Origin of the sequence: Enterobacter sp. KB-280D8 (assembly GCF_041399405.1) — a bacterium.
Lineage (GTDB): Bacteria > Pseudomonadota > Gammaproteobacteria > Enterobacterales > Enterobacteriaceae > Enterobacter > Enterobacter cloacae_N.
The window spans coordinates 93,612-119,602 of the sequence record NZ_JBGKEC010000006.1 but is presented as its reverse complement, the minus strand read 5'-3'; the positions used below and the strand labels follow the sequence as shown (position 1 = coordinate 119,602).

Here is a 25,991-nt window from a genome sequence, read left to right as displayed (position 1 = left end):
CCATGAGCGAATAAAGGAATGAAAAACCGCATAATGATTGTCGGCGGCGGCACGGGAGGAACCATTGTTGCCAACCTGCTGGCCAGAAAATTACGACGTGAAATTGCTGCCGGTCAGGTAGAGCTGGTACTGATTTCCGAATCACCGGTGCATTACTACAAACCCGCGTTTATGTATGTCGCGTTCAACCTCTTCCATCATCATGAGCTGGCCCGGCCTGAACGGCAGTTACTGAGTCCGGAAATTCGATTTATTACCGATAAGATTGAGTCGTTCGATTTTAAACAGCGTCGACTGTACGGTGCCAGTAAGCAACATTACGACTGGGATCTGCTGGTTATCGCAACCGGCTGCTCGCCTTTCCCGCAAAAAATCCCTGGCCTTGCCGAAGCGGGCGACCATTTTTATCAATACGCGGCGGCAAGACAATTAGCGCATAAGCTCTCCACCATTAAAAAGGGGCGAATATTTATTACCGTCTCTTTCCCGGAAACGCCGAATGTTCCCCATCAGTGCGGCATCGCCCCTATTGAAACCACGCTTATGGTTGACGACTATCTTCGCCAGCGCGGTGTACGTAATCAGGTTGAGATTGTTTATACCTATCCGACCGTCGCGCAGCTGCTGCGAAACTGCCTGTTCCTGCAGCGTCCGGTTGGGGAGGAGCTGGGCGATATTTTTGCTGCCAAAGGAATACAGCACCAGCGCGGTTTTACGTTAAGCCATGTCGATCCTGACAGCAAAATTGCCTATTCCGCCGAGGGCGACTCGCAGAACTTCGACATCCTGATGGCAACGCCTCCCATCAGGGCGGTCGACGCGGTGCGTAATACGGGACTCAGTGAGGTTCAGAACGGTGAAGGCTGGCTGCCGACGGATCACCAGACGCTGGGCGTCTACGGTTTAGAAGGCGTATATGTGATCGGCGATACCGTCGATCTGCCGATCAGTAAAGCGGGAGGGTCGTGCCACAACCAGGCGCCCGTCATTGCTGACAACATTGTGGCGGAGCTCTACGGCAGACCGCCCGGAAGCGGTAACCATTATGATGGACGGGTTCAGGCCGTCGCGCAGATGGGGCTCTGGGCCGGCATGCCGTTGGTATATGACTATCGCAATGACGTGACCCCCATGCCGGCGACAAAACTCGGCGGCATGCTGCGAAACGGTTTTAACCGTGGTCTCTATTGGGGCGTCGTGAGGGGGATGTTCTGATGAGTGACCAGGAACAGTTACTAAAAAGCCTTGCCCCACTTATGGCGGGCAATCGCCTGAATAATCTGGTTGATCTGCTTGCCGTCGTCGCAGACCTGCTGGAAATGGCCGATAACGCGATGGTCGAAAAACTGGCTGGCGTTTTTGACGATGTCGTGACCGTCGGCTGGGAAGGGGGAACCGCGCTACGCATGGCGTGGGGGGAGCAGGTTAACCGGGAAGGGGATATTTCGCTTCGTCAGGTGTTTACTATGCTCAACGACCCTGATACCCGCCGCGGCATCATGCTTTTGCTGCGCGTGTTACAGATTACGGGGCAGCGTCTAAATGCCCTCGCTTCGGTCAGCTATCCTGAGTGTCCTGAGATCGAAAACCGCTAAGATCGGGCGGATGTTCACCGGAAACGGCGATTATGCCGGGTAGCGGGTTTATGTTACCCGGCCTGTTGAGCGGTACCGTGGGCTATTTATCCCCACCACCCAACCGGTACGCCAGCGCCACCACCAGCGACTGTACCAGGCACAGCGTTGCCGACTGTGACCGAAACGCATCAACCTGCGCCTCTTTCACCACAAAGCAGAGATCGCTGAACGTCGCCAGCGGGCTTATCTGGCTGTCCGTAATCACAATCTGCCTCGCGCCGACGCTGGCGGCAGTTTCGCTGACCATCACCGTCTCTTCCGCGTACGGCGAGAAGCTGATCGACACCACGATGTCGCGCGCCTTAATGCGGCTGATCTGCTCGCGCAGCATCCCGCCCATGCCGTCGAGCAGGATAGGGCGACACTCGAGGTGGCTCAGGGCGTAGGTGAGGTAGGCCGCGACGCTAAAGGAGCGGCGCAGTCCGGCGATGTAGATAGTGTCGGCGTCGGCCAGCAGCTGTACCGCGCGCTCCAGCATTTCCGGTTCGGCGCGGGCGGCCAGCTGCTGCAGCGCCTGCGCGTTCGAGCGGGCGAACTCCTGCAGGATATCGAGCGGTGTTTCCGGCACGGCCTCGCTCTCCATCTCGCGAAACAGCCGGGCGCGGTCGCTGTAGCTGGCGGTCTCCTCCACCAGGTTCATGCGAAACAGCTGTTTCATTTCGTTGAAGCCGGTGAAGTCAAAGGCGTTGGCAAAGCGGATCAGCGTCGAGGGCGGCACGTCGGCGCGCTCGGCAATGACGGCAACCGTATCAAAGGCCACGCTGTTGGTGTTATCCAGCACGTAGCGGGAGACCTGCTGCAGCCTCTTGCTCAGGCTATCGTAGCGATCGCGGATTTGCTGCTGCAGTTCGTTCAGGCTGGTTGCTGTCGTCATGTTATCCCCCAAATACAGTCTTATGATTCTAAACGCAAAACCGCGTCTTTTAAATGTCGGCCATCCATCTGGCAGCAAAAATGAAACAGAAGCTTCAGTCATTTCCTCGCCCGAAATCCTTTAATAGCGCACGCGGCGTCAGTGTTGCTGGCTGTTAACATAAAAATCCATCCTTGATCACAATAATCATCATTTATTTTATTTCAACTTAAAATGGAATATTTGTTTCATATATAGTGTTCAGTACACAGCGTTCAGGTAACAGTCACGTATCAACAGCGAGAGGTTAAGGATGGAGACGGTAGCGAATTTTATTCACGGCGAATGTGTCACCGGTTCAGGCCAGCGCGTTCAGGCGATCTTCAACCCGGCCACCGGCGAGCAAATCCGCCAGGTGGTGATGAGTACGGCGCGGGAAACCGAACAGGCGATTGCCGCCGCGCAGCAGGCGTTTCCGGCGTGGGCGCGCCAGGCTCCGCTTAAGCGCGCGCGCGTGATGTTCCGCTTCAAGGCTCTGTTGGAGGAGAACATGGAGCGCCTGGCCCGCATCATCAGCGAAGAGCACGGCAAGGTCTTCTCCGACGCGGTGGGTGAACTGACCCGCGGCCTGGAAGTGGTGGAATTTGCCTGCGGCATTCCGCATCTGCAAAAGGGCGAACACTCGGCAAACGTCGGCACCGGCGTCGACAGCCACTCGCTTATGCAGCCGCTCGGCGTCTGCGCCGGGATCACGCCGTTTAACTTCCCGGCGATGGTGCCGATGTGGATGTTCCCGATTGCGCTGGCGACCGGCAACACCTTCGTGCTGAAGCCGTCGGAAAAAGACCCTTCGCTCGCGCTGGCGCTGGCGCAGCTGCTGAAAGAGGCTGGACTGCCGGACGGCGTGTTCAACGTGGTGCAGGGCGATAAAGAGTCCGTTGACGTGCTCCTGACCGACCCGCGCGTGCAGGCGGTGAGCTTTGTCGGCTCAACGCCGATTGCGGAATACATTTACCAGACCGCGTCCGCCCACGGTAAGCGCTGTCAGGCGCTGGGCGGCGCGAAAAACCACTGTATTTTAATGCCGGATGCCGACATGGAAATGGCGACCAATGCCATCATGGGCGCGGCCTACGGCGCGGCGGGGGAACGCTGCATGGCGCTCTCCGTGGTGCTGGCGGTGGGCGATAAAACCGCCGATGACCTCTGCGCCCGGCTGGAAAAACAGATTGCCGCGCTGCGCGTCGGGCCGGGCCTGGACCAGACGCCGGAAAACGAAATGGGGCCGCTTATCTCCTCCGCGCACCGCAGCAAGGTGCTGGGCTACATCGACAGCGGCGAGTCGCAGGGGGCAAAACTTCGCGTGGACGGTCGAGGCTTCAGCGTGAAGGGGCACGAGCAGGGCTACTTCGTCGGGCCGACGCTGTTCGATAACGTCACCCCGGAGATGACCATCTATAAAGAAGAAATTTTCGGCCCGGTACTTTCTGTGGTGCGCGTAGCAGATTACGCCAGCGCGGTGGATCTGATTAACCGCCATGAATATGGTAATGGCTCAGCGATTTTCACCCGCGACGGCGGCTGCGCTCGCCGCTTCTGCGAAGAGGTGCAGGCGGGCATGGTGGGAGTCAACGTGCCGATCCCGGTGCCGATGGCGTTCCACAGCTTCGGCGGCTGGAAGCGCTCGATTTTTGGCGCGCTCAACGTCCACGGCAGCGACGGCGTGCGCTTCTACACCCGAATGAAAACCATCACCGCGCGCTGGCCGGAAATGCAGCAGGAGACAAGCGCTGCGTTCTCCATGCCGACGCTGGGCTGACAGGAGGCGTTATGCAAACCGAACGTATGACCATGGCCCAGGCACTGGTCCGGTTCCTTAATCAACAGTACGTCAGCGTGGATGGCAATGAAACGCGCTTTGTCGAGGGCGTGGCGACCATCTTTGGGCACGGCAACGTGCTGGGTATCGGCCAGGCGCTGGAGCAGGAGCCCGGTCATCTGAAAATCATGCAGGGGTGCAACGAGCAGGGTATCGCTCACATGGCGACGGGATTCGCCAAACAGCACCGCCGCCAGCGCATTTTTGCCGTCACCTCCTCGGTCGGGCCGGGCGCCGCCAACATGGTGACCGCCGCGGCAACCGCCACCGCGAACCGCATCCCGCTTTTACTGCTGCCGGGCGATATTTACGCCAGCCGCCAGCCGGACCCGGTGCTGCAGCAGATCGAGCAGTATCACGACCTCAGCATCAGCACCAACGACTGCTTCCGTCCGGTCTCCCGCTACTGGGACCGTATCAATCGGCCGGAGCAGCTGATGAGCGCCATGTTAAGCGCGATGCGAACGCTTACTGACCCCGCCAATACCGGCGCGGTGACCATCTGCCTGCCGCAGGACGTGCAGGGAGAAGCCTGGGATTACCCGCTGAGCTTCTTCGCGCGTCGCGTGCACCATATTGAGCGCCGTCCGCCTGACCCGCAGCGTCTGGCGCAGGCGCGGGCGCTGATCGCCCGCAAGCGTCGTCCGCTGGTGGTGTGCGGCGGCGGCGTGCGCTATTCCGGCGCGCATGAGGCGTTTCGCGAATTTGTCGAGACGCTGCAGCTGCCGTTTGCCGAAACCCAGGCCGGAAAGGGGGCGCTGGTAAGTGACCACCCACTTAACCTGGGCGGTGTAGGGGTGACGGGGGGAATGGCCGCTAACCAGCTTGCGCCACAGGCCGACCTGGTGATCGGCATCGGCACCCGCCTGACCGATTTTACCACCGGCTCTAAGGCGCTCTTTTCCCACCCGGACGTTGAATTCCTGCTGCTGAACGTGGCCGAGTTTGACGCCCTGAAGCTGGACGCCACCGCGCTGATTGCCGATGCCCAAACCGGACTCCAGGCATTAACCCACGCGCTCAGGGATTACCGCAGCGGCTGGGGAGAAGCGATCGCCCAGGCGAAATCCGCCTGGCGCGACGAGTGCCGCCGCCTGTGGGATCGCCAGTGGCGTCCTGGCGACGCGCCTGAAGTGGCGGGGCACCTGGATGCGCAGCTGGCGGAGTACGGCGAGACGCTCAACACCCGCCTGACCCAGACGCGGGTGCTGGGGCTGATCAACCAGCATATTGAAGATAACGCCATCGTGGTGGGCGCGGCTGGTTCGCTGCCGGGCGATTTACAGCGTCTCTGGCAGGTCAAAACGCCGGACAGCTATCACCTGGAGTACGGCTACTCCTGCATGGGCTACGAGATTGCAGCGGCCATCGGCGCGAAGCTCGCCAGACCCGGGCTGCCGGTGTACGCCATGGTGGGGGATGGTTCCTACATGATGCTGCACTCCGAGCTGCAAACCGCCGTGCAGGAGGGGATTAAGGTCACCGTTTTGCTGTTTGATAACGCCAGCTTCGGCTGCATTAACAACCTGCAGATGGGGCACGGGATGGGCAGCTTTGGCACGGAAAATCGCCATCGTAACCCGGAAACCGGGCGGCTCGACGGGCCGCTGGTAAAGGTCGATTTTGCGCAAAACGCGGAGAGCTACGGCTGCCGCGCGTGGCGGGTGAACGACGAGCAAACCCTGCTGGCGGCGCTGGAGGCATCACGGGCGCATCCGGGCCCGACGCTGCTGGACATCAAGGTGCTGCCGAAGACCATGACCCACGATTACGCCTCCTGGTGGCGAACCGGTGACGCGCAGGTGGCAGAGTCTTCTGCCGTGCGTGAGGCTGCGGAACAAACGCAGGCGCAGGTGAAAAAAGCCCGCCAGTATTGAGTTTTTCCAACGTAACGAAATTTTCATTTCATTTTGTTTTCCCCCTCACCCCGGCCCTCTCCCCAGAGGGGCGAGGGGGAAAAGCCCGCACTCAACCGTCCCCTCTCCCCTCTGGGGAGAGGGTTAGGGTGAGGGGCATCCCTTCCTCAATGTTGTGAGATTGATAACAAAATTTATCTCATTCATCTCAAAAGTGTTAACCCGCACTCAAAAACATAATTTTCACTATTTATAAAAATGAAATAAATGTTTTATTTATAGGGTCGTTAGTTCACAGCATTCACCAACACCGGGAGCCGTTATGTTTAACATTGCTTTACTGGGCGCTGGCCGAATTGGCCAGGTACATGCAGCTAACATCGCCAGCCACGGCGCGACCACGCTCTGGTCCGTGGTTGACCCGAATCAGGAATTTGCCACCCGCCTCGCCGCGCAGTATCAGGCCCGCCAGCAGAGCCTGGATGAGGCGATGACCGATCCTAACGTTCATGCCGTGCTGATCGCCTCCGCCACCGATACCCACGCGGACCTGATTGAAATGGCCGCGCGCCACGGCAAGGCCATCTTCTGCGAAAAGCCGGTCCACCTTGACCTCGCCCGCGTGCGCGACTGCCTGAAGGTGGTTAAAGAGTACGACGTGCCGCTGTTCATCGGCTTTAACCGCCGCTTTGACCCGCAGTTCCGCCGCGTGAAAACCGACGCGCAGGCCGGGCGCATCGGCAAACCGGAATCGCTGCTCATCATCTCCCGCGATCCGTCTCCGCCGCCCGCAGAGTACGTGCGCGTCTCCGGCGGCATGTTTCGCGATATGACCATTCACGACTTCGACATGGCCCGCTTCATCATGGGCGAAGAGCCGGTGTCGGTGTATGCCCAGGGCAGCAACCTGGTGGATCCGGCGATTGGCGAGGCGGGGGATATCGACACCGCGTTTATCGTTCTGAAATACGCCTCCGGCGCGATGGCGACCATCGTCAACAGCCGCCGCTCATCTTACGGCTACGACCAGCGCCTGGAGCTGCACGGCTCCGAAGGGCTGCTGTGCGCGGGCAACATTCTGGAAAACCAGGTGCAGCACTACGGCAAACAGGGCTGCACCAGCGCGCTGCCGGAACACTTCTTCCTGCAGCGCTACAAATCCGCTTACGCCGCGGAATGGGAGCACTTTGTTGCGGTATTACGCGGCGAAGCGGTGCCTGACTGCAGCGGCGATGATGGTGAACGTGCGCTGTACCTTGCGGATAAAGCGCTGGAGTCGCTGCGTAGCCAGCGCGAGATCGTCCTCTAAACACACCAACCCTACACAGAGAGACATAATAATGAAAAAACTGATCTTAGCCGCCCTCATCGCCATGACATCCGGGGCCGCCCTCGCCGAAAACGAGCAGATTGTTTTCAGTACGCCAAACCTGGCGATGCCGTTTGAAGTTCACATGCAGCGCACGGCGGTGAAAGCCGCAAAAGAGATGGGCGTGAAGCTTCAGGTACTGGACGGGCAGGGCAGTTCACCGAAGCAGGTGGCTGACCTGGAAAACGCCATCACCCGCGGGGCGCAGGGCTTTATCGTCTCCCCGAACGACGTGAACGCGGTCTCCAGCGCGGTGGATGAAATTCAGGATGCGAAGCTGCCGGTGGTCACCCTTGACCGCTCCGTCGACAGCCAGAAGAAAGTGCCGCACTTTGGCGCCAACAACTACAAGGGCGGCCAGGCGATTGGCGACTTCGTTAAAACCAAATTCCCCGACGGCGCGGAGATCATTCTGCTGACCGGCCAGCCGGGCTCCTCCTCCAACATCGAACGCACTAAGGGGATCCGCGACAGCCTGAAGGCGGGCGGGGATAAGTACAAGATCGTCGCCGATCAGACCGGCAACTGGATGCGTTCCGAAGGGATGCGCATCGTTGAAAGCGTGCTGCCCTCGCTGCCGAAACGCCCGCAGGTGATCCTCTCCGCCAACGACGACATGGCGCTGGGGGCGATTGAAGCGCTGCAAAGCCAGGGTGTGAAGCCGGGCGAAATTCTGGTCACCGGCTTTGACGCGGTACCGGAAGCGCTGGCCCGCGTGCGCGACGGCTGGCTGGCGGTAACGGCGGATCAGCGTCCGGGCTTTGCGGTGCAGACGGCGATGAGCCAGCTGGTGGCCAACGTGCGCGAGAAGAAAGCCATCACCGGGGCCGACTACCCGCCGACGCTGATCACCAAAGAGAACCTGCAGCAGGCTGAGCGTATCGGTGAGGCCGGTAACTGATATGTCCCGAGCCGCCTTTGGCGGCTCATCATGAGGAGGAGCAGACCGATGTCGCAACCCTTACTGAAAGTGACCGACCTGGCAAAAAGTTTTTCCGGCGTCTGGGCGCTGAGCAGCGCCCAACTGACCGTCGGCGCGGGGGAGATCCACGCCCTGCTGGGGGAAAACGGGGCGGGAAAATCCACGCTACTGAAGGCGCTCGCGGGCGCGCAGCCGCAAACCCGCGGGGAGATCTGGTTCAACGGCGAAACGCTGCCGGTGGACGACTCCCCGGTGGAACGCCAGAACAAGGGCATTATCACCATCTATCAGGAATTCAACCTGCTGCCTAACATGACCGTCGCGGAAAACATGTTTCTCGGGCGCGAGCCGCGTAAACGTAACCTGATCGTCGACGAAAAGGCGGTCAACCAGGAGGCGCAGGTTATTCTCGATTACCTGCAACTGAACGTTGCGCCGACCACGCCGGTGGCCCGTCTGAGCGTCGCCCAGCAGCAGATGGTGGAGATCGCCCGCGCGCTGACCCTCAACGCCCGGTTAATCATCATGGACGAACCTTCCGCCGCGCTGAGCGACAGCGAGGTGGAAAGCCTGCACCGCGTGGTGCGCGAGCTTAAAAACCGCGGCGTGAGCATTATTTATGTTACCCACCGTCTGCACGAAGTTTTCCAGCTCTGCGATCGCTTCACCGTTTTCCAGGACGGCCGTTTCACCGGCACCGGCGCGGTGGCGGAGACTAACGTCGAACAGCTGATCCGACTGATGGTCGGGCGCGACGTGGCCTTTAACCGCCGCCCCGCCAGCGAAACCCATCATGAAGACAAACCCGTCCGCCTGGCGGTGAAGGGGCTGAGCCGCGAAAAGCCGCCGCTGGATCCGCACGGTATCGCCCTGCACGACATCAGCTTCCACGTCCACGCCGGGGAAGTCTTAGGCATTGCCGGGCTGGTGGGGGCGGGACGTACCGAGGTGGCCCGCTGCCTGTTTGGCGCAGACGCGTTTACCTCGGGGAGCTTTGAGCTGGACGGCGTGCCGTACCAGCCGCGCGACCCGCTGTATGCCCTCGATCAGGGCGTGGCGCTGGTGCCGGAAGATCGCAAAAAAGAGGGGGCGGTGCTGGGGCTGTCGATTCGCGACAACCTGTCGCTCTCCTGTCTCTCCTCGCTGCTGCAGTGGCGCTGGTTCGTGAACACCCGCAAAGAGGACGATCTGATTGAGTCCTACCGCCAGGCGCTGCAGATCAAAATGGTCAACAGCGCGCAGGAGGTGCGCAAGCTCTCCGGCGGCAACCAGCAAAAAGTGATCCTCGCGCGCTGCATGGCGCTCAACCCGCGGGTGCTGATCGTCGATGAGCCGACGCGCGGCATCGACGTGGGGACCAAATCGGAAGTGCACCAGGTGCTGTTTGACATGGCGAAAAAGGGCGTGGCGGTGATCGTGATCTCCTCCGATCTGCCTGAAGTGATGGCGGTGTCTGACCGGATCATCACCCTCAGCGAAGGCCGGGTGACCGGCGAGATCCACGGTGACGACGCTAACGAAGAACGGCTGATGACGATGATGGCCATCAACCACAACGCCCTGAACGCGGCATAACGGAGTTTCTCATGACGCAGATGATTTCTAAAACGCAGGCCCCGGTCAAACGCGCCGGACGCATCGATCCCATCGCCTTCTTCGAGCGCTTCGGGGTGCTGATTTTCATGATCCTGCTGCTGATCTTCTTCCAGTCGCAGAACAGCAACTTTTTCTCTGAACGCAATATTTTCAACATCCTGACCGAAGTCTCCATCTACGGGATCATGGCCGTGGGGATGACGTTCGTCATTCTGACCGCCGGGATCGACCTCTCCGTGGGCTCCATTCTGGCGGTGTGCGCCATGACCGCGGCGTACGTGATCAAGGGTGATAACTTCACCACCGTAGACCCGAACGCCTGGGGCGGCATGAGCTGGCTGATCGGCCTGGGGATATGTCTGGCGATGGGCACGGCGATTGGCTTCCTGCACGGCCTGGGCGTCACCCGCCTGCGCCTGCCACCTTTCATCGTCACCCTCGGCGGGATGACCATCTGGCGCGGCCTGACGCTGGTGATTAACGACGGCGCGCCGATTGCCGGTTTCGATCAGGGCTACCGCTGGTGGGGGCGCGGGGAACTGCTCGGCATCTCTATTCCGATCTGGATCTTTGCCATCGTCGCCGTCGGCGGCTATCTGGCGCTGCACAAAACCCGCTGGGGCCGCTTCGTCTACGCCATCGGCGGCAACCCGGAGGCGGCGCGCCTGGCGGGGGTCAACGTCAAGCGCGTGCTGGTCAGCGTCTACGTGCTGATCGGCTGTCTGGCGGGTCTGGCGGGCTTCATCCTGAGCGCGCGTCTGGGAAGCGCCGAGGCGGTGGCCGGGATCTCCTTTGAGCTGCGCGTCATCGCCTCGGTGGTGATCGGCGGTACCTCGCTGATGGGCGGCTACGGGCGCATCGGCGGCACCATTATCGGCTCCATCATCATGGGCATTCTGATTAACGGCCTGGTGCTGATGAACGTCTCGGCCTACTACCAGCAGATTATCACCGGATTAATTATCGTTCTGGCGGTGGCATTCGATACCTATGCCAAAAGCCGTCGCGGCGCACTGTGAGGAACACGATGAAAGAGGTTCGTATTGGATTGATTGGCACCGGGTATATCGGCAAGGCGCACGCTATCGCCTATGCCCAGGCCCCGACGGTGTTCAACCTGCGCGGCAGGCTGGTGCGCGAGATGGTGGCGGAAGTCACGCCGGAGCTGGCGGCAGAGCGCGCGCGGGCGTTTGGCTTCAACCGCTCCACGGGCGACTGGCGGGCGCTGGTGGCCGACCCGGCCATTGACGTGGTGGATATTTGCTCACCTAACCACCTGCATAAGGAGATGGCGCTGGAGGCGATCCGCCACGGCAAGCACGTCTACTCGGAGAAGCCGCTGGCGCTTAACGCCCACGACGCGCGCGAGATGGTCGACGCCGCGAAGCGGGCCGGGGTGAAAACGCTGGTGGGGTTCAACTACATGAAGAACCCAACGGCGCAGCTGGCGAAGGAGATTATTGCCCGCGGCGAGATTGGCGAAGTGATCCACTTCTACGGCACCCACAACGAAGACTATATGGCCGACCCGCGCGCTCCCATTCACTGGCACTGCTTTAAAGAGACCGCCGGGCTGGGCGCGCTGGGCGACCTCGCGGCGCACATAGTCAATATGGCCCAGTACCTGGTGGGGGATATCGAGCAGGTCTGCGGCGACCTGAAGATCGTGGTCCCTGAACGCCCGGCGAAGGCCGGATCGTCAGAGATGATTGCCGTCGAAAACGAGGACCAGGCCCACGCGATGGTGCGTTTTGCGGGCGGTGCGCAGGGCGTGATTGAAACCTCCCGCGTTGCCTGCGGCCGCAAGATGGGGCTGTCGTACGTCATCACCGGGACGAAAGGCGCCATCAGCTTCACCCAGGAGCGCATGGCCGAGCTGAAGCTTTATCTGCATGACGATCCGGTGAACCGTCAGGGGTTCCGTACGCTGCTCGTCGGCCCGGCGCACCCGGACTACGCCGCGTTCTGCATGGGCGCGGGCCACGGGATTGGCTTTAACGATCAAAAAACGGTGGAGGTGCGCGACCTGGTGGATGGCATTGCCGCCGACGCGCCGATGTGGCCGGACTTCGAAGAGGGCTGGAAGGTGTCGCGCGTGCTGGACGCGATTGCGCTCTCGCACCGGGAAGGCCGCTGGCTGAACGTGAACGACATTGTCTGATGAGGTATCAACGTGGAAAAGCAGTTTGATGTGATATGCATGGGCCGCGTGGCGGTAGACCTCTACAGCCAGCAGATTGGTGCCCGCCTGGAAGATGTGTCGAGCTTCGCCAAATACCTCGGCGGATCCTCCGGCAACGTGGCGTACGGCACCGCGCGCCAGGGCCTGCGCTCGTCGATGCTGGCGCGCGTTGGCGATGAACATATGGGCCGCTTCCTGCGCGAAGAGCTCAACCAGGTGGGCTGCGATACCAGCCATCTGATTACCGATAAACAACGCCTTACGGCGCTGGTGCTACTCGGTATTAAAGACCGGGACACCTTTCCCTTAATTTTTTATCGCGATAACTGCGCGGATATGGCCATTACGGCCAGCGATGTGGACGAAAGCTACATTGCCTCCGCACGTTGTCTTGCCATCACCGGGACTCACCTTTCTCATCCGCAGACTCGCGAGGCGGTGCTGACGGCGCTGGGCTATGCCCGCCGTCACGGCGTGCGCACGGTGCTGGACATCGACTACCGTCCGGTGCTGTGGGGGCTCACCTCCTTAGGCGACGGCGAAACGCGCTTTATCGCCGCCGATAAGGTCACCCGCGAGCTGCAGGAGGTGCTGCACCTCTTCGACGTCATTGTCGGCACCGAAGAGGAGTTTCACATTGCGGGTGGCAGCACGGATACCCTGCAGGCGCTGGGGCAGGTGCGCGCCGTCAGTGACGCAGCGCTGGTCTGCAAACGCGGCGCGCTCGGCTGCTCGGTCTACACCGACGTCATTCCGCCCCGGCTGGACGACGGCCTGACGGTCACCGGCGTGCGCGTGGAGGTGCTGAACGTCCTCGGCGCGGGGGACGCGTTTATGTCCGGCCTGCTGCGCGGCTACCTGAACGACGAGTGCTGGGAGCAGGCGTGCCGCTACGCCAACGCCTGCGGCGCGCTGGTGGTCTCGCGCCACGGCTGCGCCCCGGCCATGCCGAGCAAAATCGAGCTGGATGACTATCTTTCCCGCGCCGCGAACGTGCCGCGCCCGGATCTCGACCCGCGTCTTAACCATCTCCACCGGGTGACCACCCGCCGCCGCGAATGGCCGGAGCTGTGCGTGATGGCCTTCGATCACCGCAGCCAGCTTGAGGATATGGCGATGCAGTGCGGCGCGTCGCTTAAGCGCATTCCGGCGCTGAAGCAGCTGATCCTGCAGGCCAGCCGCGAGGCGGCGAGCCGCGCCGGGCTGGAGGGCAAAGCCGGTCTGCTGTGCGACGGCACCTTTGGTCAGGACGCGCTGAACGCGATCACCGGGGAAGGGTGGTGGATTGGTCGCCCCATTGAGCTGCCGGGCTCCCGGCCGCTGGAGATGGAGCACGGCAACATCGGCACCCAGCTTATCAGCTGGCCGCAGGAGCACGTGGTGAAGTGTCTGGTCTTCTTCCATCCGGAAGATGCCCACGGCCTGCGCCTGGAGCAGGAGCAGAAAATTGCCGAGGTGTACCACGCCTGCTGCCGGTCCGGGCACGAGCTGCTGCTGGAGGTGATCCTGCCTGCGACCATGCCGCGCAGCGACGAGCTCTACCTGCGCGCCATCTCCCGCTTCTACAACCTGGGCATCTACCCGGACTGGTGGAAGCTGCCGCCGCTTTCCGCCGACGGCTGGACGGCGCTCGGCGAGATTATCGACCGCCGGGACCCGCACTGCCGCGGGGTGGTGATCCTCGGCCTGGACGCCCCGGCAGAACAGCTGCGCGCCGACTTCAGAGCCGCTGCGGGGCAGACGCTGGTAAAAGGCTTCGCCGTAGGGCGCACGCTGTTTGGCGATGCCTCCCGCGCGTGGCTGAAGCACGATATTGACGATGCGCAGCTGGTGGCGCGCATTCGGGACAACTACCTGCAGCTTATCGCCTGGTGGCGCGAGCGCGGACACGCATAATGGAGACGACAATGAGTGTGCAATTAGGCATTAACCCGCTGACGTGGACGAACGACGATCTGCCTTCTCTCGGCGCCGAGACGTCGCTGGAGACCTGTCTGAGCGAAGGAAAAGAGGCCGGTTTTGCCGGCTTCGAGCTGGGCAACAAATTCCCGCGCGAAGCGCGCCTGCTTGGCCCGATTTTGCAGCGCCACGACCTGAAGCTGGTCTCCGGCTGGTACTCCGGCCGCCTGCTGGAGCGCAGCGTGGAGGAGGAGATTGCCGCCGTGCAGTCCCACCTGATGCTGCTGCGTGAGCTGGGAGCGAAGGTGCTGGTCTTTGCGGAGGTGAGCGGCTGCATTCACGGCGAGCAGCAGACGCCGGTGCATCTGCGCCCGCGCTTCCCGCAGGAGCGCTGGAAGGAGTACGGCGAGAAGCTCACCGAATTTGCCCGCTACACCCAGCAGCAGGGGGTGCAGATTGCCTACCATCACCATATGGGCACGGTGATTGAGTCCGCCGAGGACGTTGACAACCTGATGGCCTACACCGGCGACGAGGTTGGACTGCTGCTGGATACCGGCCACCTGACCTTTGCCGGGGCCGATCCGCTGGCGGTAGCGCAGCGCTGGGCGTCGCGCATCAACCACGTTCACTGCAAAGACGTGCGCGCCGACGTGCTGGCGGACGTCAAAAACCGCAAAACCAGCTTCCTCGATGCGGTGCTGAGCGGCGTGTTTACCGTGCCGGGCGACGGCTGCGTCGATTACCCGCCGATTATGCGGCTGCTGAAGGCGCAGGATTATCACGGCTGGCTGGTGGTCGAGGCGGAGCAGGATCCGGCGATTGCCCATCCGCTGACCTACGCCCGTCTGGGGTACAACAACCTGAGCCGCCTGGCGCGCGACGCCGGACTGATTTGAGGAGGGGACATGTCACGTCTGTTATCACGCTGGCAACAGCCGAACGCAGAGGGGCGAACCCAGTCCGTTACGCCGGAAAGCGCGGGGTGGGGCTACGTCGGGTTTGAGGCGTATGAGCTGCAGGAGGGGCAGACGCTGACGCTGCCCGCCGTCAGCGAAGAACGCTGTCTGGTGCTGGTTGCCGGACGGGCCTCCATCAGCACCCCTTCCGCACAGTTTAACGACATCGGCGAGCGGATGAGCCCGTTCGAGCGCATCAAGCCGTGGGCGGTGTACGTCACTCCGCAGGAAACGGTGCAGGTAAAGGCGCTGACGAAGCTTGAGCTGGCGGTCTGCGCCGCGCCGGGCAAGGGCACGTATCCGACGCGGCTGATAGCCCCGCAGGACATCGACGCCGAGGCGCGCGGCAAGGGCCACAACCAGCGCTACGTGCACAACATTCTGCCGGAAGACAAACCGGCTGACAGCCTGCTGGTGGTGGAGGTATGGACTAACGAGGGCTGCACCAGCTCGTACCCGAGCCACAAGCACGATACGGATAACCCGCCTCAGGAGACATATCTGGAGGAGACCTACTACCATCGCCTCAATCCGGAACAGGGGTTCTGCATGCAGCGGGTCTACACCGACGACAGAACGCTGGATGAGTGTATGGCGGTCTACAATCGCGACGTGGTGATGGTGCCGAAGGGATATCACCCGGTGGCGACGATGGCCGGGTATGACAGTTACTACCTTAACGTGATGGCCGGCCCGGTGCGCAAATGGATGTTTACGTGGGAAAAGGACCACGCGTGGATTAATCGTGATTATCCCGCGGATGGTGGGGGCTGAGACGGCCTTTTTTGTCGGGTGGCGCTGCACTTACCCGACCTACGAAATCGTAGGCCCGTGCAAGCGTAGCGCCGCCGGGCGAATTGTCCTCAGTGCATCCGCCTCGCCTGCTCAATCGTCCGGGCGATGGCCTCCGGTTGGCTTACCATCGACACGTGGCTCGCCGCCACCTCGGCGGTTTTCGCATGGATCGTCTTCGCCATGGCGCGCTCAAGCTCCGGGTTGATCATTCGGTCATTCTTGCTGACCACATACCAGCTTGGTTTATCATGCCACGCCGCGTGGGTGACCTTTTCACCAAACGCATCGGCCTTAATTGGCCCCTGCGTGGCCGCGATAGCGTTTTGTTCTTCTGGCTTCACATCCGGCGCGAAGTCCTTCCTGACGGCTCCTGTCGGCAGGTATAAATAACCGTCTGCCGTTTTGGTGATGCCCGCGCTGCCCGGCGGTGCAGGGTAGCTTCCTGCCAGATCTGCCGTCGACTGGCCTGAATCCGGCGCGAATGCCGCTACATACACCAGCGATTTCACCCGCGCATCGTTGCCCGCCTCGCTAATCACAGTGCCGCCCCAGGAGTGGCCCACCAGCACCACGTCGCCTTGCGCCCGGGAGATGGCCCGTTTTGTGGCCGCAACGTCGTCCCTGAGAGAGGTGAGCGGGAGCTGGACGGCAATCACCTCATCGTGCTGCTTCTGCAGCAGGGCGATCACCTTATTCCAGCTGCTGCCGTCGGCAAACGCGCCGTGCACCAGCACAACGCTGGTTTTACTCTGTGCAAAGGCGCTGGCGGAAAGGGCCAGCAGGCCCGCCGTCACTACAGACAGTGCTTTCATCTTCAGACTCCTTAAAAATGGTGGACCGCCGCGTGGGGCGGAACGGTGAATTCAATGGTTTTGTGATCGAGCGGCTTGTGCGTCGGGTCGGCCAGGATAATCGTTACCTTGTGCTTGCCGGCGGGCAGTCCCACCAGGATCACCGGCTCGCCGCTGGCGTCAGCCCAGTGCCACGGCGCGCCGTCCACCACCACGTGAATGTGTCCGATACGCGGGGTTACCTTGAGCGCCTCGGGGCCGAACACCGGTTCGATGCGCAGGTTTTCGGCCCGGTACTGAATAAACACCGCGCCTTTGCTCAGCGGGCCAGCGAGCGGGGGATCGACGATCAGCCTGGCGGGCGGCTGCGGCTGCGCCAGCGGCGCAACGGCGGCGGGGCCGTTAACGTCCGCGGCGCTCAGGTTGTCCAGCGGTGTGGCCCGGGCATGGGCTACAGATGCCAGGAAAAGCAGGGGGATAAGTGCATAACGACGGATCATCGGTTTCTCTCCTCATCGGTTCTGAATGGCGACAGGGAAAGAAAACCATTTTTATGTATCGGAGATATTTGCCGGAGGCGGCGTTTTGTACCCGTTTGTCAGCGCAGGGTTCTGGATACAGTGCGATACACTTTGCCTCCCGGGACGGCGCACAATCGCTATCGCCAGCCCGGCAATTACCAGCGTCAGCCCCATTGAAACCCACATTGCACCCGCGATCCCCAGCGTTTTATTCAGCCATGCAAAGGCACACGGAGAAGCTGCGGCCATCAGCTGCCCCGGGATGAGAAGCATGCCTGTCCGGCTGGCGTAACGTTCCGCGCTGAACAGCTCCAGCGGCAGGGTCGCTTTGACAATGGTTACCAGCCCGTTAATTGCGCCATAACCCAGCACAAATCCGGCGGCACACCAGACAAACAGGGTGCTGCTCAGCCCGATGAGAAAACAAAGCGGCATGGCAATAGCAGTAAAAAGCGTAAGTTTTAAAGGGGTTAAGCGTACTCCCGCCAGTACCTCCATAAAGCGCGCGCCCGTCTGGCCGATCCCCCACAGCATGCCGACCGCGACCGGCAGGCCGAAACTGGCGATAAACTCGGGGAGGTGGGTAGAGGTCCCGCTTGAGACAAAGGTAATGAGCGCAATAAAGGTCGCATACAGCCAGCCGTTACGCCTGTCTTGGGGCGAGACCGGCGCGCTCGCTTTTGGCTTCACCGCAAAGCGCTGACGCGGGAAGTGGCGAAGAAGCAGGGCGCTCAGTAATCCGGACAGGGCGTAGACCTTCAGCGCGTCCTGCCATGCCATCACATTGAGTAAAGCCTCTCCAAGCGGCCAGAAGACGGCGGACGCCAGCCCGCCCATCAGCGTAATACGTGAGATGCTCCCGCGTGCCTGCTGGCCGTACAGGTTAACCAGCGCGGCGAACAGTGCGTCATACAGCGACAGGCGCATCCCGAGGCCGCACAGTAGCCAGGCGCAGTACCAGCCAGACAGCGTCCGGGTATACGCCATACCGGCGCAGCTTGCAGCAATCAGCAGCGTTCCGCCCATCACCACCCTCTGTCCGCCAAAACGTGCCAGCAGACGGGCGACGTAAGGGGAGACCGCCGCCATCACCAGCATCGCCAGCGTCAGGCCGAGATAAATCTGCGGTGCTGACCAACCCCGATCGGCTGAAATCGCCCGCGCAAAGGTGCCGGGCATATAAAATGAGATCCCCCAGTTGAGGAGTTGATGACATCCGGCAGTGAGGGCAAGGCGACGAGGCAGGGCAGGTGTTTCCATTGTTTTTCATTCCGTTATGCAGTTGTCCTGAGCATAGCGAGCGCGGTATTGTGCTGGCAGGCCTGCAACCTTATGCGCTGTATAAGAGAAACTTTGAATGACGACGCTTAACCTCGGCTATCTCGCGACGTTCCGCCTGGCGATCCAGCGCGGCAGCTTTTCGGCGGCGGCGGATCTGCTGGGCATTTCCCAGCCCGCGGTCAGCCTGCAAATACGCCAGCTGGAGCAGTTTCTGCAAACGCGGCTGGTGGAACGTACCGGACGGGGCATTAAGGCCACGGCGGCCGGAGAGGCATTGCTGGCGCACGGGGAGCGCATTCAGCAGGTCGTGGACGAAACCCTCCTGTCCGTGAGCGCGTTCAGCCACGATGTCAGCGGGACTATTACCCTTGGCACGGGGGCGACGGCCTGCATCCATCTTCTGCCACCCCTGCTGGAGCAGCTGCGCCGCGACTATCCGCTCCTGCGGGTGGGCGTAACAACGGGCAACACCCTCGATATCGTCAGGGCCATCGAAGAGAACCGTCTTGATATGGGGCTGGTGACGCTGCCGGTGAGCGGCAGAGCGCTGGACGTTATGCCGGTGATGGACGAGGAGTTTGTTTTTATCGCGGCGCGGGAGCAGCAGGATGCTTTCCGGGAATTAACCCCACAGGCGCTCCATGCTCAGCCGCTGATTGTCTTTGAGTCAGGCAGCAGTACGCGGGCGCTGATTGATGGCTGGTTTGCGGCCAATGGGTTAGCGATCGCGCCGGTGATGCAGCTTGGCAGCATTGAGGCGATTAAGCGTATGGTTCGCGTGGGGCTGGGCTACAGTATCGTTCCGCGAATGGCGGTTGAGCATGACGCTGACCGTGAAGGGCTCTGCGTCATGTCGCTCACGCCCATGCTGCAGCGGCAGCTGGCCATCGTGATGCGGCAGGATAAGATCCTCAGCAAAGGGATTGCCGGGATTATTCGGCTGGTGCAAGACACTGCGGCGGGCTAGCGGTCAGCGGCGTCGACGTTCAGGCTGGACTGCTGTGACTGGGTTTTGTCCTGATGGTGATACCAGGCGCCGATGGAAGAGTAAACGAAGCGGCCAAAGAAAAACAGAAAGCTGATGAGCAGTATGATGCGGGTCATTCGGGTGTTAAAACGGTGTCGTTTGCGCATACGCGTGGCCTGACTCACTCTCTTTTTTCCTGGGCATGCCCTTTTGGGCGACGGGGATATTAAGGCACAGCGGAAAGAGAGGGTCAATTCCGTCATGTGTAAATAACCGTCAACGTATACATTAATTATTGTTATTGAAATTAATAATTGCATTTACCATATTGATAATATGAAGAAAATTATTTCAAAAAAACGCTATGCAAGGCTTATTTGCGTAAAATAGTTTGATTTATGTCAACGGATTCCCGGCCCTGATATTTAAAATCCCTCCTCCATACCGTTCGCCCTGCATGTCGTCGGGCGGCGCCAGGTCAGGTTGGATGCCTGTCTTTATTTTCCCTCTGGAGAAAAAGGGGTTTAACCGGGCATCTATGAATATTTTCGCTTTCCTGAAAAACAATAAACACCGCTGGTGGGCATTGCCGCTTATTTTACCGGTGGTTTTACTTCCCGTACTGAGCGTGGCGAATACGTTCACGCAGCTGGGCGACGGGATAGTGGCACTTTATTATTTACCGCTCTCGTTTTTGCTTTCGCTGATGATGTTTTTTGGTCCTGGAGCTCTTCCCGGGATCGTGTTGTCGCTGTTTATCCGCTATTACCCGTCGGTCGGGATGTTTGAAACCGTTGCAGGCGTGCTCCATTTTATTGTCCCTTTAGTGCTGAGCTGGGGCGGCTACCGGGTATTTGCGCCCAGACGCAATATGACGGCGTACGGCGACGTACGGCTGATGGCGCAGCGCATCTTCTGGCAGGCCTTCTGTCCCGCGACGCTGTTTCTGGTGCTGTTCCAGTTTGCGGTGTATCTGGGCGTATATGAGAGCCGCCAGAGCCTGGCGGGGCTTAACCCCCTCAATATTCGCACGCTGATCAACTATCAGGCCTTGCTGGTCAGCGGCCTGACGGGCGTGCCGTTAAGTTATCTGCTGATCCGCCTGATTCGTCATCCGCGTTATCTCAAAAGCCTCGTCTCGCAGATCCGTACCCAGATAGACAAAAAGGTGACGCTCGCTGAGTTTCTGATTTGGGCCATTGCGCTTGGCGGGCTGCTTTCGCTGCTGCTGCTCCCGATGAATGAAAACAGTTCGATTTTCACCACTAACTACACCCTGTCGCTGCTGATGCCGGTGATGCTCTGGGGCGCGATGCGTTTTGGCTATAAGCTGATTTCGATTATCTGGATCCCGATCCTGCTCGTCTCTATTCACTATTTTTACCGCTATATTCCTGTGAACCAGGGGTACGACATTCAGCTGGCGATCACCTCTTCCAGCTATCTGGTCTTCTCGTTTGTGGTGATTTACATGTCGATGCTGGCGACCCGGCAGCGGGCGGTGAACAAACGCGCCCGCAGGCTGGCGCTGCTCGACCCGGTCCTGCATATGCCTAACCTGCGGGCGCTCTCGCGCGCTCTGGCGAAAAACCCGTGGTCGGCGCTCTGTTTACTCCGCGTTCCGGAGCTGGAAATCCTGGGCCGTAACTATGGCGTGTTACTGCGTATTCAGTACAAACAGCAGCTGGCGCAATGGATTAATGGCACGCTCCAGCCCAATGAGCAGGTCTATCACCTGACGGGCTGTGACATGGCGGTTCGCCTTAACGCCGAATCGCACCAGCAGCGGATTGAAACCCTGGACGAGCACATCAAGCAGTTTCGCTTTGTCTGGGACGGCATGCCGCTGCAGCCGCAGGTGGGCGTGAGCTATTGCTATGTGCGTTCGCCAGTTAACCACCTCTATCTGGTGCTGGGTGAGCTGGGCGTGGTTGCCGATCTGTCGCTCTCCTCTAACCACCCGGAAAATCTTCAGCAGCGCGGAGCCGTGCATATGCAGCGCAGTCTGAAGGATAAAGTCGCGGTGATGAGTCGCCTGCAGCGTGCGCTGGATAGCAACGCATTCACGCTGCTCGTTCAGCCCGTGCGCGGCCTGCGTGGCGATAGCTATCACGAGGTCCTGCTGCGGATGACAGACGCAAACGGACTGTTGATCTCCCCTGAACAATTTCTGCCGATAGCCCAGGAGTTTGGCCTCTCTTCTCGGGTGGATTTGTGGGTGCTGGAGCATACGCTGCGCTTCCTTGCCGCGCATCGCGAACGGCTGCCCGGCCAGCGCTTTGCCATTAATCTGGCCCCTTCAACGGTGTGTCGGGTGCAGTTCCCGCTTGAGGTGAGCCGCCTGCTGGTGAAATATGCCATTGAGCCGTGGCAGCTGATCTTTGAAGTCACGGAGTGCAGCACCTTCTGCAACGCGGAGCAGGGGCTCCACATTCTCCGGCAGCTGCAGAAAATGGGGGTGCGCATTGCGATTGATGATTTCGGCACCGGGTATGCGAGCTACGCGCGGCTGAAAAGCGTGGATGCGGACATTCTCAAAATAGACGGCGACTTCATCCGCAATATCGTCAACAACAGTCTGGATTACCAGATTGTGGCGTCTATCTGCCATCTGGCGCGCATGAAGAAGATGCTGGTGGTGGCGGAATATGTCGAGACCGAAGAGATACGTAGCGCGGTTCACGCGCTAGGTATCGATTATGTGCAGGGCTATCTGATTGGCAGACCGGCACCGCTTGAGTCACTGCTGGAAGCAGAGGCGTCCACCGCGGACGCCTGAGCCGTTACGCGGCGACGTCGGCGCTCTCTTCCTCGATTTTGAGCATCCAGCCGGTGACCGCTTCCCAGTACTGCTGCTCTTTTTCCAGGTCCAGCAGGACCAGCGCGTTCTGGCTAAACCAGTCGTGCGGGAAGCTCAGCGTCCAGTGGTGATCGTCGGTTTTCAGCTTCAGCGTCGGCGGCGTGGTGGTCGCCTGCCGCTGATTATTCAGCAGCACGCCCAGACGCAGAAGCTGAATTAACGGCAGGAACTGCTTTTTCTTAAACAGCGTGAAGCGCGGCAGATCGTCGAGCTTGATGGCTTTGCGGTGATAGCGCACCAGGGTTGCCATCATGGTTTGCTGCTCCTGGTTGAAGCCGGGCAGATCGCTGTTTTGCAGAATATAGGCCGAGTGGCGGTGCATCCCGCTGTGGTTGATGTTCAGCCCCACCTCGTGCAGCATCGCGGCCCATTTCAGCAGAGCGGCAAGCTGCGGGTGCGCGAGCTTGGGGTTCTGCTCCTGCCACTGTTCGTACATCTGCACCGTGGTTTCCAGCACGCGCTTCGCCTGCTCGCGGTCGATGTTGTACTGGTTGGCCAGGCTCTGGGCGGTGCGGCTGCGAATATCCTGATGGCGGAAGCGGCCTTCCATCTCATACAGCACCCCCTCACGCAGCGCGCCGTCGGAGAGGCGCAGCTCTTTAATTGCCAGCGCGTCAAATACGCCGCAGAGAATAGCCAGACCCGGCACGAAGACTGCCTTACGCTCGTCGGAAAGCCCCGGCAGGCTTAGGGCGTCAAAACTTTTATGCTTCAGCACCTCTTCAGTCAGCAGGGTCAGGCGTTCAGGCGTGATAAAGCCGTCTTTTTCACCCATCGCCAGCAGCACCTCATGCGCCGCCTTGATGGTGCCCGACGCGCCCAGCGCCACGTTCCAGCCCTGAATGCGGTACTGCCAGGCCAGGTTTTCCAGCTTCTGGATCGCAGCCATTTTCGCCCGCTGGAAGTTCTCGCGGGTGATGGTGCCGCCCGGGAAATACATCTGCGCGAAGCTGACGCAGCCCATACGGCGGCTCTCCACCAGGCGAGGCTCAAAATCTTCGCCGATCACAAGCTCCGTTGAGCCACCGCCGATGTCGATCACCAGCTTGCGGCCTTTTTCCGGCTGGGTGTGTTCAACGCCCATGAAAATCAGACGCGCTTCCTCATTACCGGAGATGATCTCAATCGGGTAGGGGATCACTTTTTCGGCCCGCTTGAGGAACTCCGGCGCGTTCAGCGCCTGGCGCAGAGTGTGGGTGCCCACGATGCACACGCTGGAGGGCGAGAAGCCCTGCAGGCGTTCAGCAAACAGCGACAGGCAGTTCAGGCCGCGCTCCATCGCCTCTTCGCTGAGCATGCTGCGCTCATCAAGCCCATCCGCCAGGTGTACGCGCTGCTTCAGACGACCGATGATCTGCAGCGCGCCATCCACCTCACGGGCGATGACCATGTGAAAACTGTTAGAGCCAAGATCGACCGCGGCGAATTCCTGCGGGCGTGGGGTCTTATCATTTATCGGCATAGGTTAATCGGGTTGCTCGAGTGATTTGATATAGTCGTAAATCGCCAGCTGTGACCGCACTTTACGGCGATTGCCGCGCGGTACGTAGCGGTTACTGAGTTCTTTGTCGATATAGCGCGCTTTAACCGTATCGCTGAACAGGATCTCGATAATGTCGAGGATACGCTGTTTCAGACGCGGATCCAGCAGCGGGGTTGCGACTTCAATTCGATAGTCAATATTGCGCGTCATCCAGTCTGCCGAAGAGAGATAGACCTGTTTATCGCCCGCATTATCGAAAATATAGACCCGATCGTGCTCCAGGTAGCGGTCAACGATGCTGATAACGCGAATATTGTCGCTAATGCCTTCCAGTTCAGGGATAAGCGAGCACATGCCGCGGATCAGCAGGTTAACCGGCACGCCGGAGCTGGACGCTGCATAGAGCCTGTCCACCAGTCCTTTGTCGACCAGGTTGTTAAGCTTCAGCGTGATGCCGGACGACAAGCCTTTCTGGGCATTGGCGATCTCTTTATCGATCATATCGTACAGCAGGCGGCGCGAGTTCTGCGGGGAGACCAGCAGATAATCGAAGCTTACCGGGCGGTACGGGTTTTCGATAAAGTTAAAGACCCGGCGCACCTCGTTAGTGATGCGGGCATCGGCGGTCAGCAGCGAGTAGTCGGTGTAAATCCGTGCGGTTTTTTCGTTAAAGTTCCCGGTGCCGATGTGGGCATAACGCACCACGTCGTCGCCCTCTTTGCGCGAAATCAGGAACAGCTTGGCGTGAATTTTCAGCCCCGGCGCGGAGAAGATCACGTGCACGCCCGCTTCCGTCAGACGGCGCGCCCAGTGAATGTTTGCCTCTTCGTCGAAGCGCGCCTGCAGCTCAACCACCACGGTCACTTTTTTGCCGTTGTGCGCCGCGTGGATCATCGCGTCGATGATGCGGGAATCTTTTGCCACGCGGTAGATGTTGATTTTGATCGCCAGCACGCTCGGGTCGAAGGAGGCCTGACGCAGCAGCTCCAGCACGTGCTCAAACGTGTGATACGGATAGTAGAGCAGCACGTCGCGCTCGCGAATGGCGTCGAACCCGTTGCGGAACTTATCGAACCACAGATGGCGCAGTCGCGGCAGCGGCTTGTTCACCAGATTGGCTTTGCCGACGTTCGGGAAGCCAATAAAGTCTTTAAAGTTGTGGTAACGGCCACCCGGCACGATGGAGTCATAGCGCGAAATGGTCAGTTTCTCGCGCAGCATCTCCACCATGGCGTCCGGCATATCGCGCTGATAGACAAAGCGCACCGGCTCGGCCGTCAGGCGCTGTTTCAGGCTGGAGGACATTAGCTCCATCAGGCTGGCTTCCATCTCGTGCACCAGGTCATATTCGGCGTCACGGGTCATCTTCATCGAGTAGGCGTTTAAGGCATCGTAATCGAAGAAGCCTTTGAAGATGTCGTCCAGACAGTAGCGCAGGATGTTATCCAGCAGGATCATCGGCTTGCGTCTGCGCGGGGTCTCCGGCGGCAGGTTCACAAAGCGCGGAACCTTATCGGACGGGATCTCCAGCAGGGCGTAACGGATGGATTCACCGCGAATAATTTCCACCGCCAGGTAGGTATAGTCATCCTTGAGGAACTGCACCAGGTCGGTTTCGCGGTTGATGAGAATCGGGGTAATGTGCTGGCGCAGGTAGTGTTTAAAGTAGTGACGCAGCCAGCTTTGTTGGTTAACGGAAAGCTGACGTTCGTTAATCAGGAAGATTTGATTGCGCGCCATCTCCAGCAGCAGTTCGTTATACAGGCCGTCAAATTCCTGATCGGCTTTTAACACGCGGGACTGGATTTTGCCCAGCAGATGCCGCGAGTGCGAGTTTAAGCCCTGTTCTTCGCTGATGATGATCCGTCTTTTCAGCTCGGCAAAGCGAACCTTGTAGAACTCATCCAGGTTGTTGGAATAAATGCCTAAAAAACGCATGCGTTCGATCAGCGGGTTACTTTTGTCTGCCGCTTCCTGGAGTACACGTTCGTTAAATGCTAACCAGCTTAGCTCTTTCTCGATATATAACTTTTCCTGACCCATTACAGCTCACACTCCAGTTCAATCACAGGACGTGGTAAATCCGTCTCGTCCTTATTATGGCGAGCATTTCCACGATATGTCCAACAGTGCCAGAAAAG

General features: G+C 60.0%; 21 protein-coding genes. 14 read left to right on the top strand and 7 right to left on the bottom strand.

All coding sequences use genetic code 11. From position 1 onward, the window contains the following. Positions 1–18 precede the first annotated feature (18 nt). Both AB8818_RS16960 and AB8818_RS16955 read left to right on the top strand, forming a co-directional pair. Positions 19–1,215, top strand: a complete 1,197-nt coding sequence (locus AB8818_RS16960; RefSeq protein ID WP_192983575.1) for an NAD(P)/FAD-dependent oxidoreductase — start codon at positions 19–21, stop codon at positions 1,213–1,215. Continuing rightward, complete coding sequence (locus AB8818_RS16955) at positions 1,215–1,595, top strand: DUF1641 domain-containing protein (protein WP_023617688.1); 381 nt, start codon at positions 1,215–1,217, stop codon at positions 1,593–1,595. Before AB8818_RS16960 ends, AB8818_RS16955 begins: the two co-directional genes overlap by 1 nt. 82 nt (positions 1,596–1,677) lie before the next feature. On the opposite strand, the gene AB8818_RS16950 is transcribed toward AB8818_RS16955, so the two are convergent. Further along, entirely contained in the window at positions 1,678–2,511 is an 834-nt protein-coding gene (locus tag AB8818_RS16950; protein ID WP_023344667.1) for a MurR/RpiR family transcriptional regulator, read from the bottom strand. 292 nt (positions 2,512–2,803) lie between these two features. On the opposite strand from AB8818_RS16950, the gene AB8818_RS16945 reads away from it, so the two are divergent. The 10 genes from AB8818_RS16945 to iolB all read left to right on the top strand — a co-directional run bounded on the left by AB8818_RS16945 (position 2,804) and on the right by iolB (position 15,926). Continuing rightward, complete coding sequence (locus AB8818_RS16945) at positions 2,804–4,309, top strand: CoA-acylating methylmalonate-semialdehyde dehydrogenase (protein ID WP_192983577.1); 1,506 nt, start codon at positions 2,804–2,806, stop codon at positions 4,307–4,309. Between the two features lie 11 nt (positions 4,310–4,320). Continuing rightward, on the top strand, positions 4,321–6,246 hold the full coding sequence (iolD, locus tag AB8818_RS16940; protein ID WP_192983579.1) for a 3D-(3,5/4)-trihydroxycyclohexane-1,2-dione acylhydrolase (decyclizing): 1,926 nt from the start codon (positions 4,321–4,323) through the stop codon (positions 6,244–6,246). Between the two features lie 301 nt (positions 6,247–6,547). Further along, positions 6,548–7,534, top strand: a complete 987-nt coding sequence (iolG, locus tag AB8818_RS16935) for an inositol 2-dehydrogenase (protein ID WP_042715811.1) — start codon at positions 6,548–6,550, stop codon at positions 7,532–7,534. Positions 7,535–7,565: 31 nt separating this feature from the next. Beyond that, entirely contained in the window at positions 7,566–8,495 is a 930-nt protein-coding gene (locus AB8818_RS16930) for a sugar ABC transporter substrate-binding protein (RefSeq protein WP_041908742.1), read from the top strand. Between the two features lie 48 nt (positions 8,496–8,543). Beyond that, on the top strand, positions 8,544–10,091 hold the full coding sequence (locus AB8818_RS16925) for a sugar ABC transporter ATP-binding protein (protein WP_163330572.1): 1,548 nt from the start codon (positions 8,544–8,546) through the stop codon (positions 10,089–10,091). Between the two features lie 11 nt (positions 10,092–10,102). After that, on the top strand, positions 10,103–11,131 hold the full coding sequence (locus AB8818_RS16920) for an ABC transporter permease (protein WP_013098254.1): 1,029 nt from the start codon (positions 10,103–10,105) through the stop codon (positions 11,129–11,131). Positions 11,132–11,139: 8 nt separating this feature from the next. After that, positions 11,140–12,273 carry a Gfo/Idh/MocA family protein gene (locus AB8818_RS16915; RefSeq protein ID WP_192983581.1) on the top strand — a complete coding sequence of 378 codons (1,134 nt, stop codon included), beginning with the start codon at positions 11,140–11,142 and terminating at the stop codon, positions 12,271–12,273. 12 nt (positions 12,274–12,285) lie between these two features. Then, the gene (gene iolC, locus AB8818_RS16910; protein ID WP_192983584.1) at positions 12,286–14,190 is read left to right on the top strand and encodes a 5-dehydro-2-deoxygluconokinase; all 1,905 of its coding nucleotides are present in this window, start codon (positions 12,286–12,288) and stop codon (positions 14,188–14,190) included. Between the two features lie 11 nt (positions 14,191–14,201). Further along, positions 14,202–15,092 carry a myo-inosose-2 dehydratase gene (iolE, locus tag AB8818_RS16905; protein ID WP_192983586.1) on the top strand — a complete coding sequence of 297 codons (891 nt, stop codon included), beginning with the start codon at positions 14,202–14,204 and terminating at the stop codon, positions 15,090–15,092. A 9-nt stretch (positions 15,093–15,101) separates the two neighbouring features. Further along, positions 15,102–15,926: a 5-deoxy-glucuronate isomerase gene (iolB, locus tag AB8818_RS16900; protein ID WP_192983588.1), complete on the top strand. Its 825-nt coding sequence runs from the start codon at positions 15,102–15,104 to the stop codon at positions 15,924–15,926. Between the two features lie 89 nt (positions 15,927–16,015). On the opposite strand, the gene AB8818_RS16895 is transcribed toward iolB, so the two are convergent. From AB8818_RS16895 to AB8818_RS16885, 3 genes are read right to left on the bottom strand one after another with little or no spacing between them, the layout of a single operon-like run. Beyond that, positions 16,016–16,759: an alpha/beta fold hydrolase gene (locus tag AB8818_RS16895; protein ID WP_192983590.1), complete on the bottom strand. Its 744-nt coding sequence runs from the start codon at positions 16,757–16,759 to the stop codon at positions 16,016–16,018. 11 nt (positions 16,760–16,770) lie between these two features. Continuing rightward, complete coding sequence (locus tag AB8818_RS16890) at positions 16,771–17,238, bottom strand: DUF6130 family protein (protein WP_116343203.1); 468 nt, start codon at positions 17,236–17,238, stop codon at positions 16,771–16,773. A gap of 51 nt (positions 17,239–17,289) precedes the next feature. Then, entirely contained in the window at positions 17,290–18,519 is a 1,230-nt protein-coding gene (locus AB8818_RS16885; RefSeq protein WP_192983592.1) for an MFS transporter, read from the bottom strand. Positions 18,520–18,616: 97 nt separating this feature from the next. On the opposite strand from AB8818_RS16885, the gene AB8818_RS16880 reads away from it, so the two are divergent. Then, positions 18,617–19,507, top strand: a complete 891-nt coding sequence (locus AB8818_RS16880) for a LysR family transcriptional regulator (RefSeq protein ID WP_166711954.1) — start codon at positions 18,617–18,619, stop codon at positions 19,505–19,507. Here AB8818_RS16880 and AB8818_RS16875 read toward each other — a convergent pair. Next, positions 19,504–19,674, bottom strand: a complete 171-nt coding sequence (locus AB8818_RS16875; RefSeq protein WP_162874990.1) for a YfgG family protein — start codon at positions 19,672–19,674, stop codon at positions 19,504–19,506. The genes AB8818_RS16880 and AB8818_RS16875 overlap by 4 nt on opposite strands. A gap of 371 nt (positions 19,675–20,045) precedes the next feature. Between AB8818_RS16875 and AB8818_RS16870 the strand changes: the two genes are divergently transcribed. Next, on the top strand, positions 20,046–22,286 hold the full coding sequence (locus AB8818_RS16870) for an EAL domain-containing protein (RefSeq protein ID WP_192983594.1): 2,241 nt from the start codon (positions 20,046–20,048) through the stop codon (positions 22,284–22,286). 4 nt (positions 22,287–22,290) lie between these two features. Here AB8818_RS16870 and ppx read toward each other — a convergent pair whose 3' ends face one another. Both ppx and ppk1 read right to left on the bottom strand, forming a co-directional pair. Continuing rightward, positions 22,291–23,829, bottom strand: coding sequence for an exopolyphosphatase (gene ppx, locus AB8818_RS16865; RefSeq protein WP_116343195.1), 1,539 nt, complete (start codon positions 23,827–23,829; stop codon positions 22,291–22,293). A gap of 3 nt (positions 23,830–23,832) precedes the next feature. Next, positions 23,833–25,893: a polyphosphate kinase 1 gene (ppk1, locus tag AB8818_RS16860; RefSeq protein WP_163330562.1), complete on the bottom strand. Its 2,061-nt coding sequence runs from the start codon at positions 25,891–25,893 to the stop codon at positions 23,833–23,835. Positions 25,894–25,991: the final 98 nt, after the last annotated feature.

Bases quoted from the DNA above. Each gene is read 5' to 3' on its own strand.
- AB8818_RS16960 (WP_192983575.1), top strand. From the start codon at position 19: ATGAAAAACCGCATAATGATTGTCGGCGGCGGCACGGGAGGAACCATT.
- AB8818_RS16955 (WP_023617688.1), top strand. From the start codon at position 1,215: ATGAGTGACCAGGAACAGTTACTAAAAAGCCTTGCCCCACTTATGGCG.
- AB8818_RS16950 (WP_023344667.1), bottom strand. From the start codon at position 2,511: ATGACGACAGCAACCAGCCTGAACGAACTGCAGCAGCAAATCCGCGAT.
- AB8818_RS16945 (WP_192983577.1), top strand. From the start codon at position 2,804: ATGGAGACGGTAGCGAATTTTATTCACGGCGAATGTGTCACCGGTTCA.
- iolD (WP_192983579.1), top strand. From the start codon at position 4,321: ATGCAAACCGAACGTATGACCATGGCCCAGGCACTGGTCCGGTTCCTT.
- iolG (WP_042715811.1), top strand. From the start codon at position 6,548: ATGTTTAACATTGCTTTACTGGGCGCTGGCCGAATTGGCCAGGTACAT.
- AB8818_RS16930 (WP_041908742.1), top strand. From the start codon at position 7,566: ATGAAAAAACTGATCTTAGCCGCCCTCATCGCCATGACATCCGGGGCC.
- AB8818_RS16925 (WP_163330572.1), top strand. From the start codon at position 8,544: ATGTCGCAACCCTTACTGAAAGTGACCGACCTGGCAAAAAGTTTTTCC.
- AB8818_RS16920 (WP_013098254.1), top strand. From the start codon at position 10,103: ATGACGCAGATGATTTCTAAAACGCAGGCCCCGGTCAAACGCGCCGGA.
- AB8818_RS16915 (WP_192983581.1), top strand. From the start codon at position 11,140: ATGAAAGAGGTTCGTATTGGATTGATTGGCACCGGGTATATCGGCAAG.
- iolE (WP_192983586.1), top strand. From the start codon at position 14,202: ATGAGTGTGCAATTAGGCATTAACCCGCTGACGTGGACGAACGACGAT.
- iolB (WP_192983588.1), top strand. From the start codon at position 15,102: ATGTCACGTCTGTTATCACGCTGGCAACAGCCGAACGCAGAGGGGCGA.
- AB8818_RS16895 (WP_192983590.1), bottom strand. From the start codon at position 16,759: ATGAAAGCACTGTCTGTAGTGACGGCGGGCCTGCTGGCCCTTTCCGCC.
- AB8818_RS16890 (WP_116343203.1), bottom strand. From the start codon at position 17,238: ATGATCCGTCGTTATGCACTTATCCCCCTGCTTTTCCTGGCATCTGTA.
- AB8818_RS16885 (WP_192983592.1), bottom strand. From the start codon at position 18,519: ATGGAAACACCTGCCCTGCCTCGTCGCCTTGCCCTCACTGCCGGATGT.
- AB8818_RS16880 (WP_166711954.1), top strand. From the start codon at position 18,617: ATGACGACGCTTAACCTCGGCTATCTCGCGACGTTCCGCCTGGCGATC.
- AB8818_RS16875 (WP_162874990.1), bottom strand. From the start codon at position 19,674: ATGCGCAAACGACACCGTTTTAACACCCGAATGACCCGCATCATACTG.
- AB8818_RS16870 (WP_192983594.1), top strand. From the start codon at position 20,046: ATGAATATTTTCGCTTTCCTGAAAAACAATAAACACCGCTGGTGGGCA.
- ppx (WP_116343195.1), bottom strand. From the start codon at position 23,829: ATGCCGATAAATGATAAGACCCCACGCCCGCAGGAATTCGCCGCGGTC.
- ppk1 (WP_163330562.1), bottom strand. From the start codon at position 25,893: ATGGGTCAGGAAAAGTTATATATCGAGAAAGAGCTAAGCTGGTTAGCA.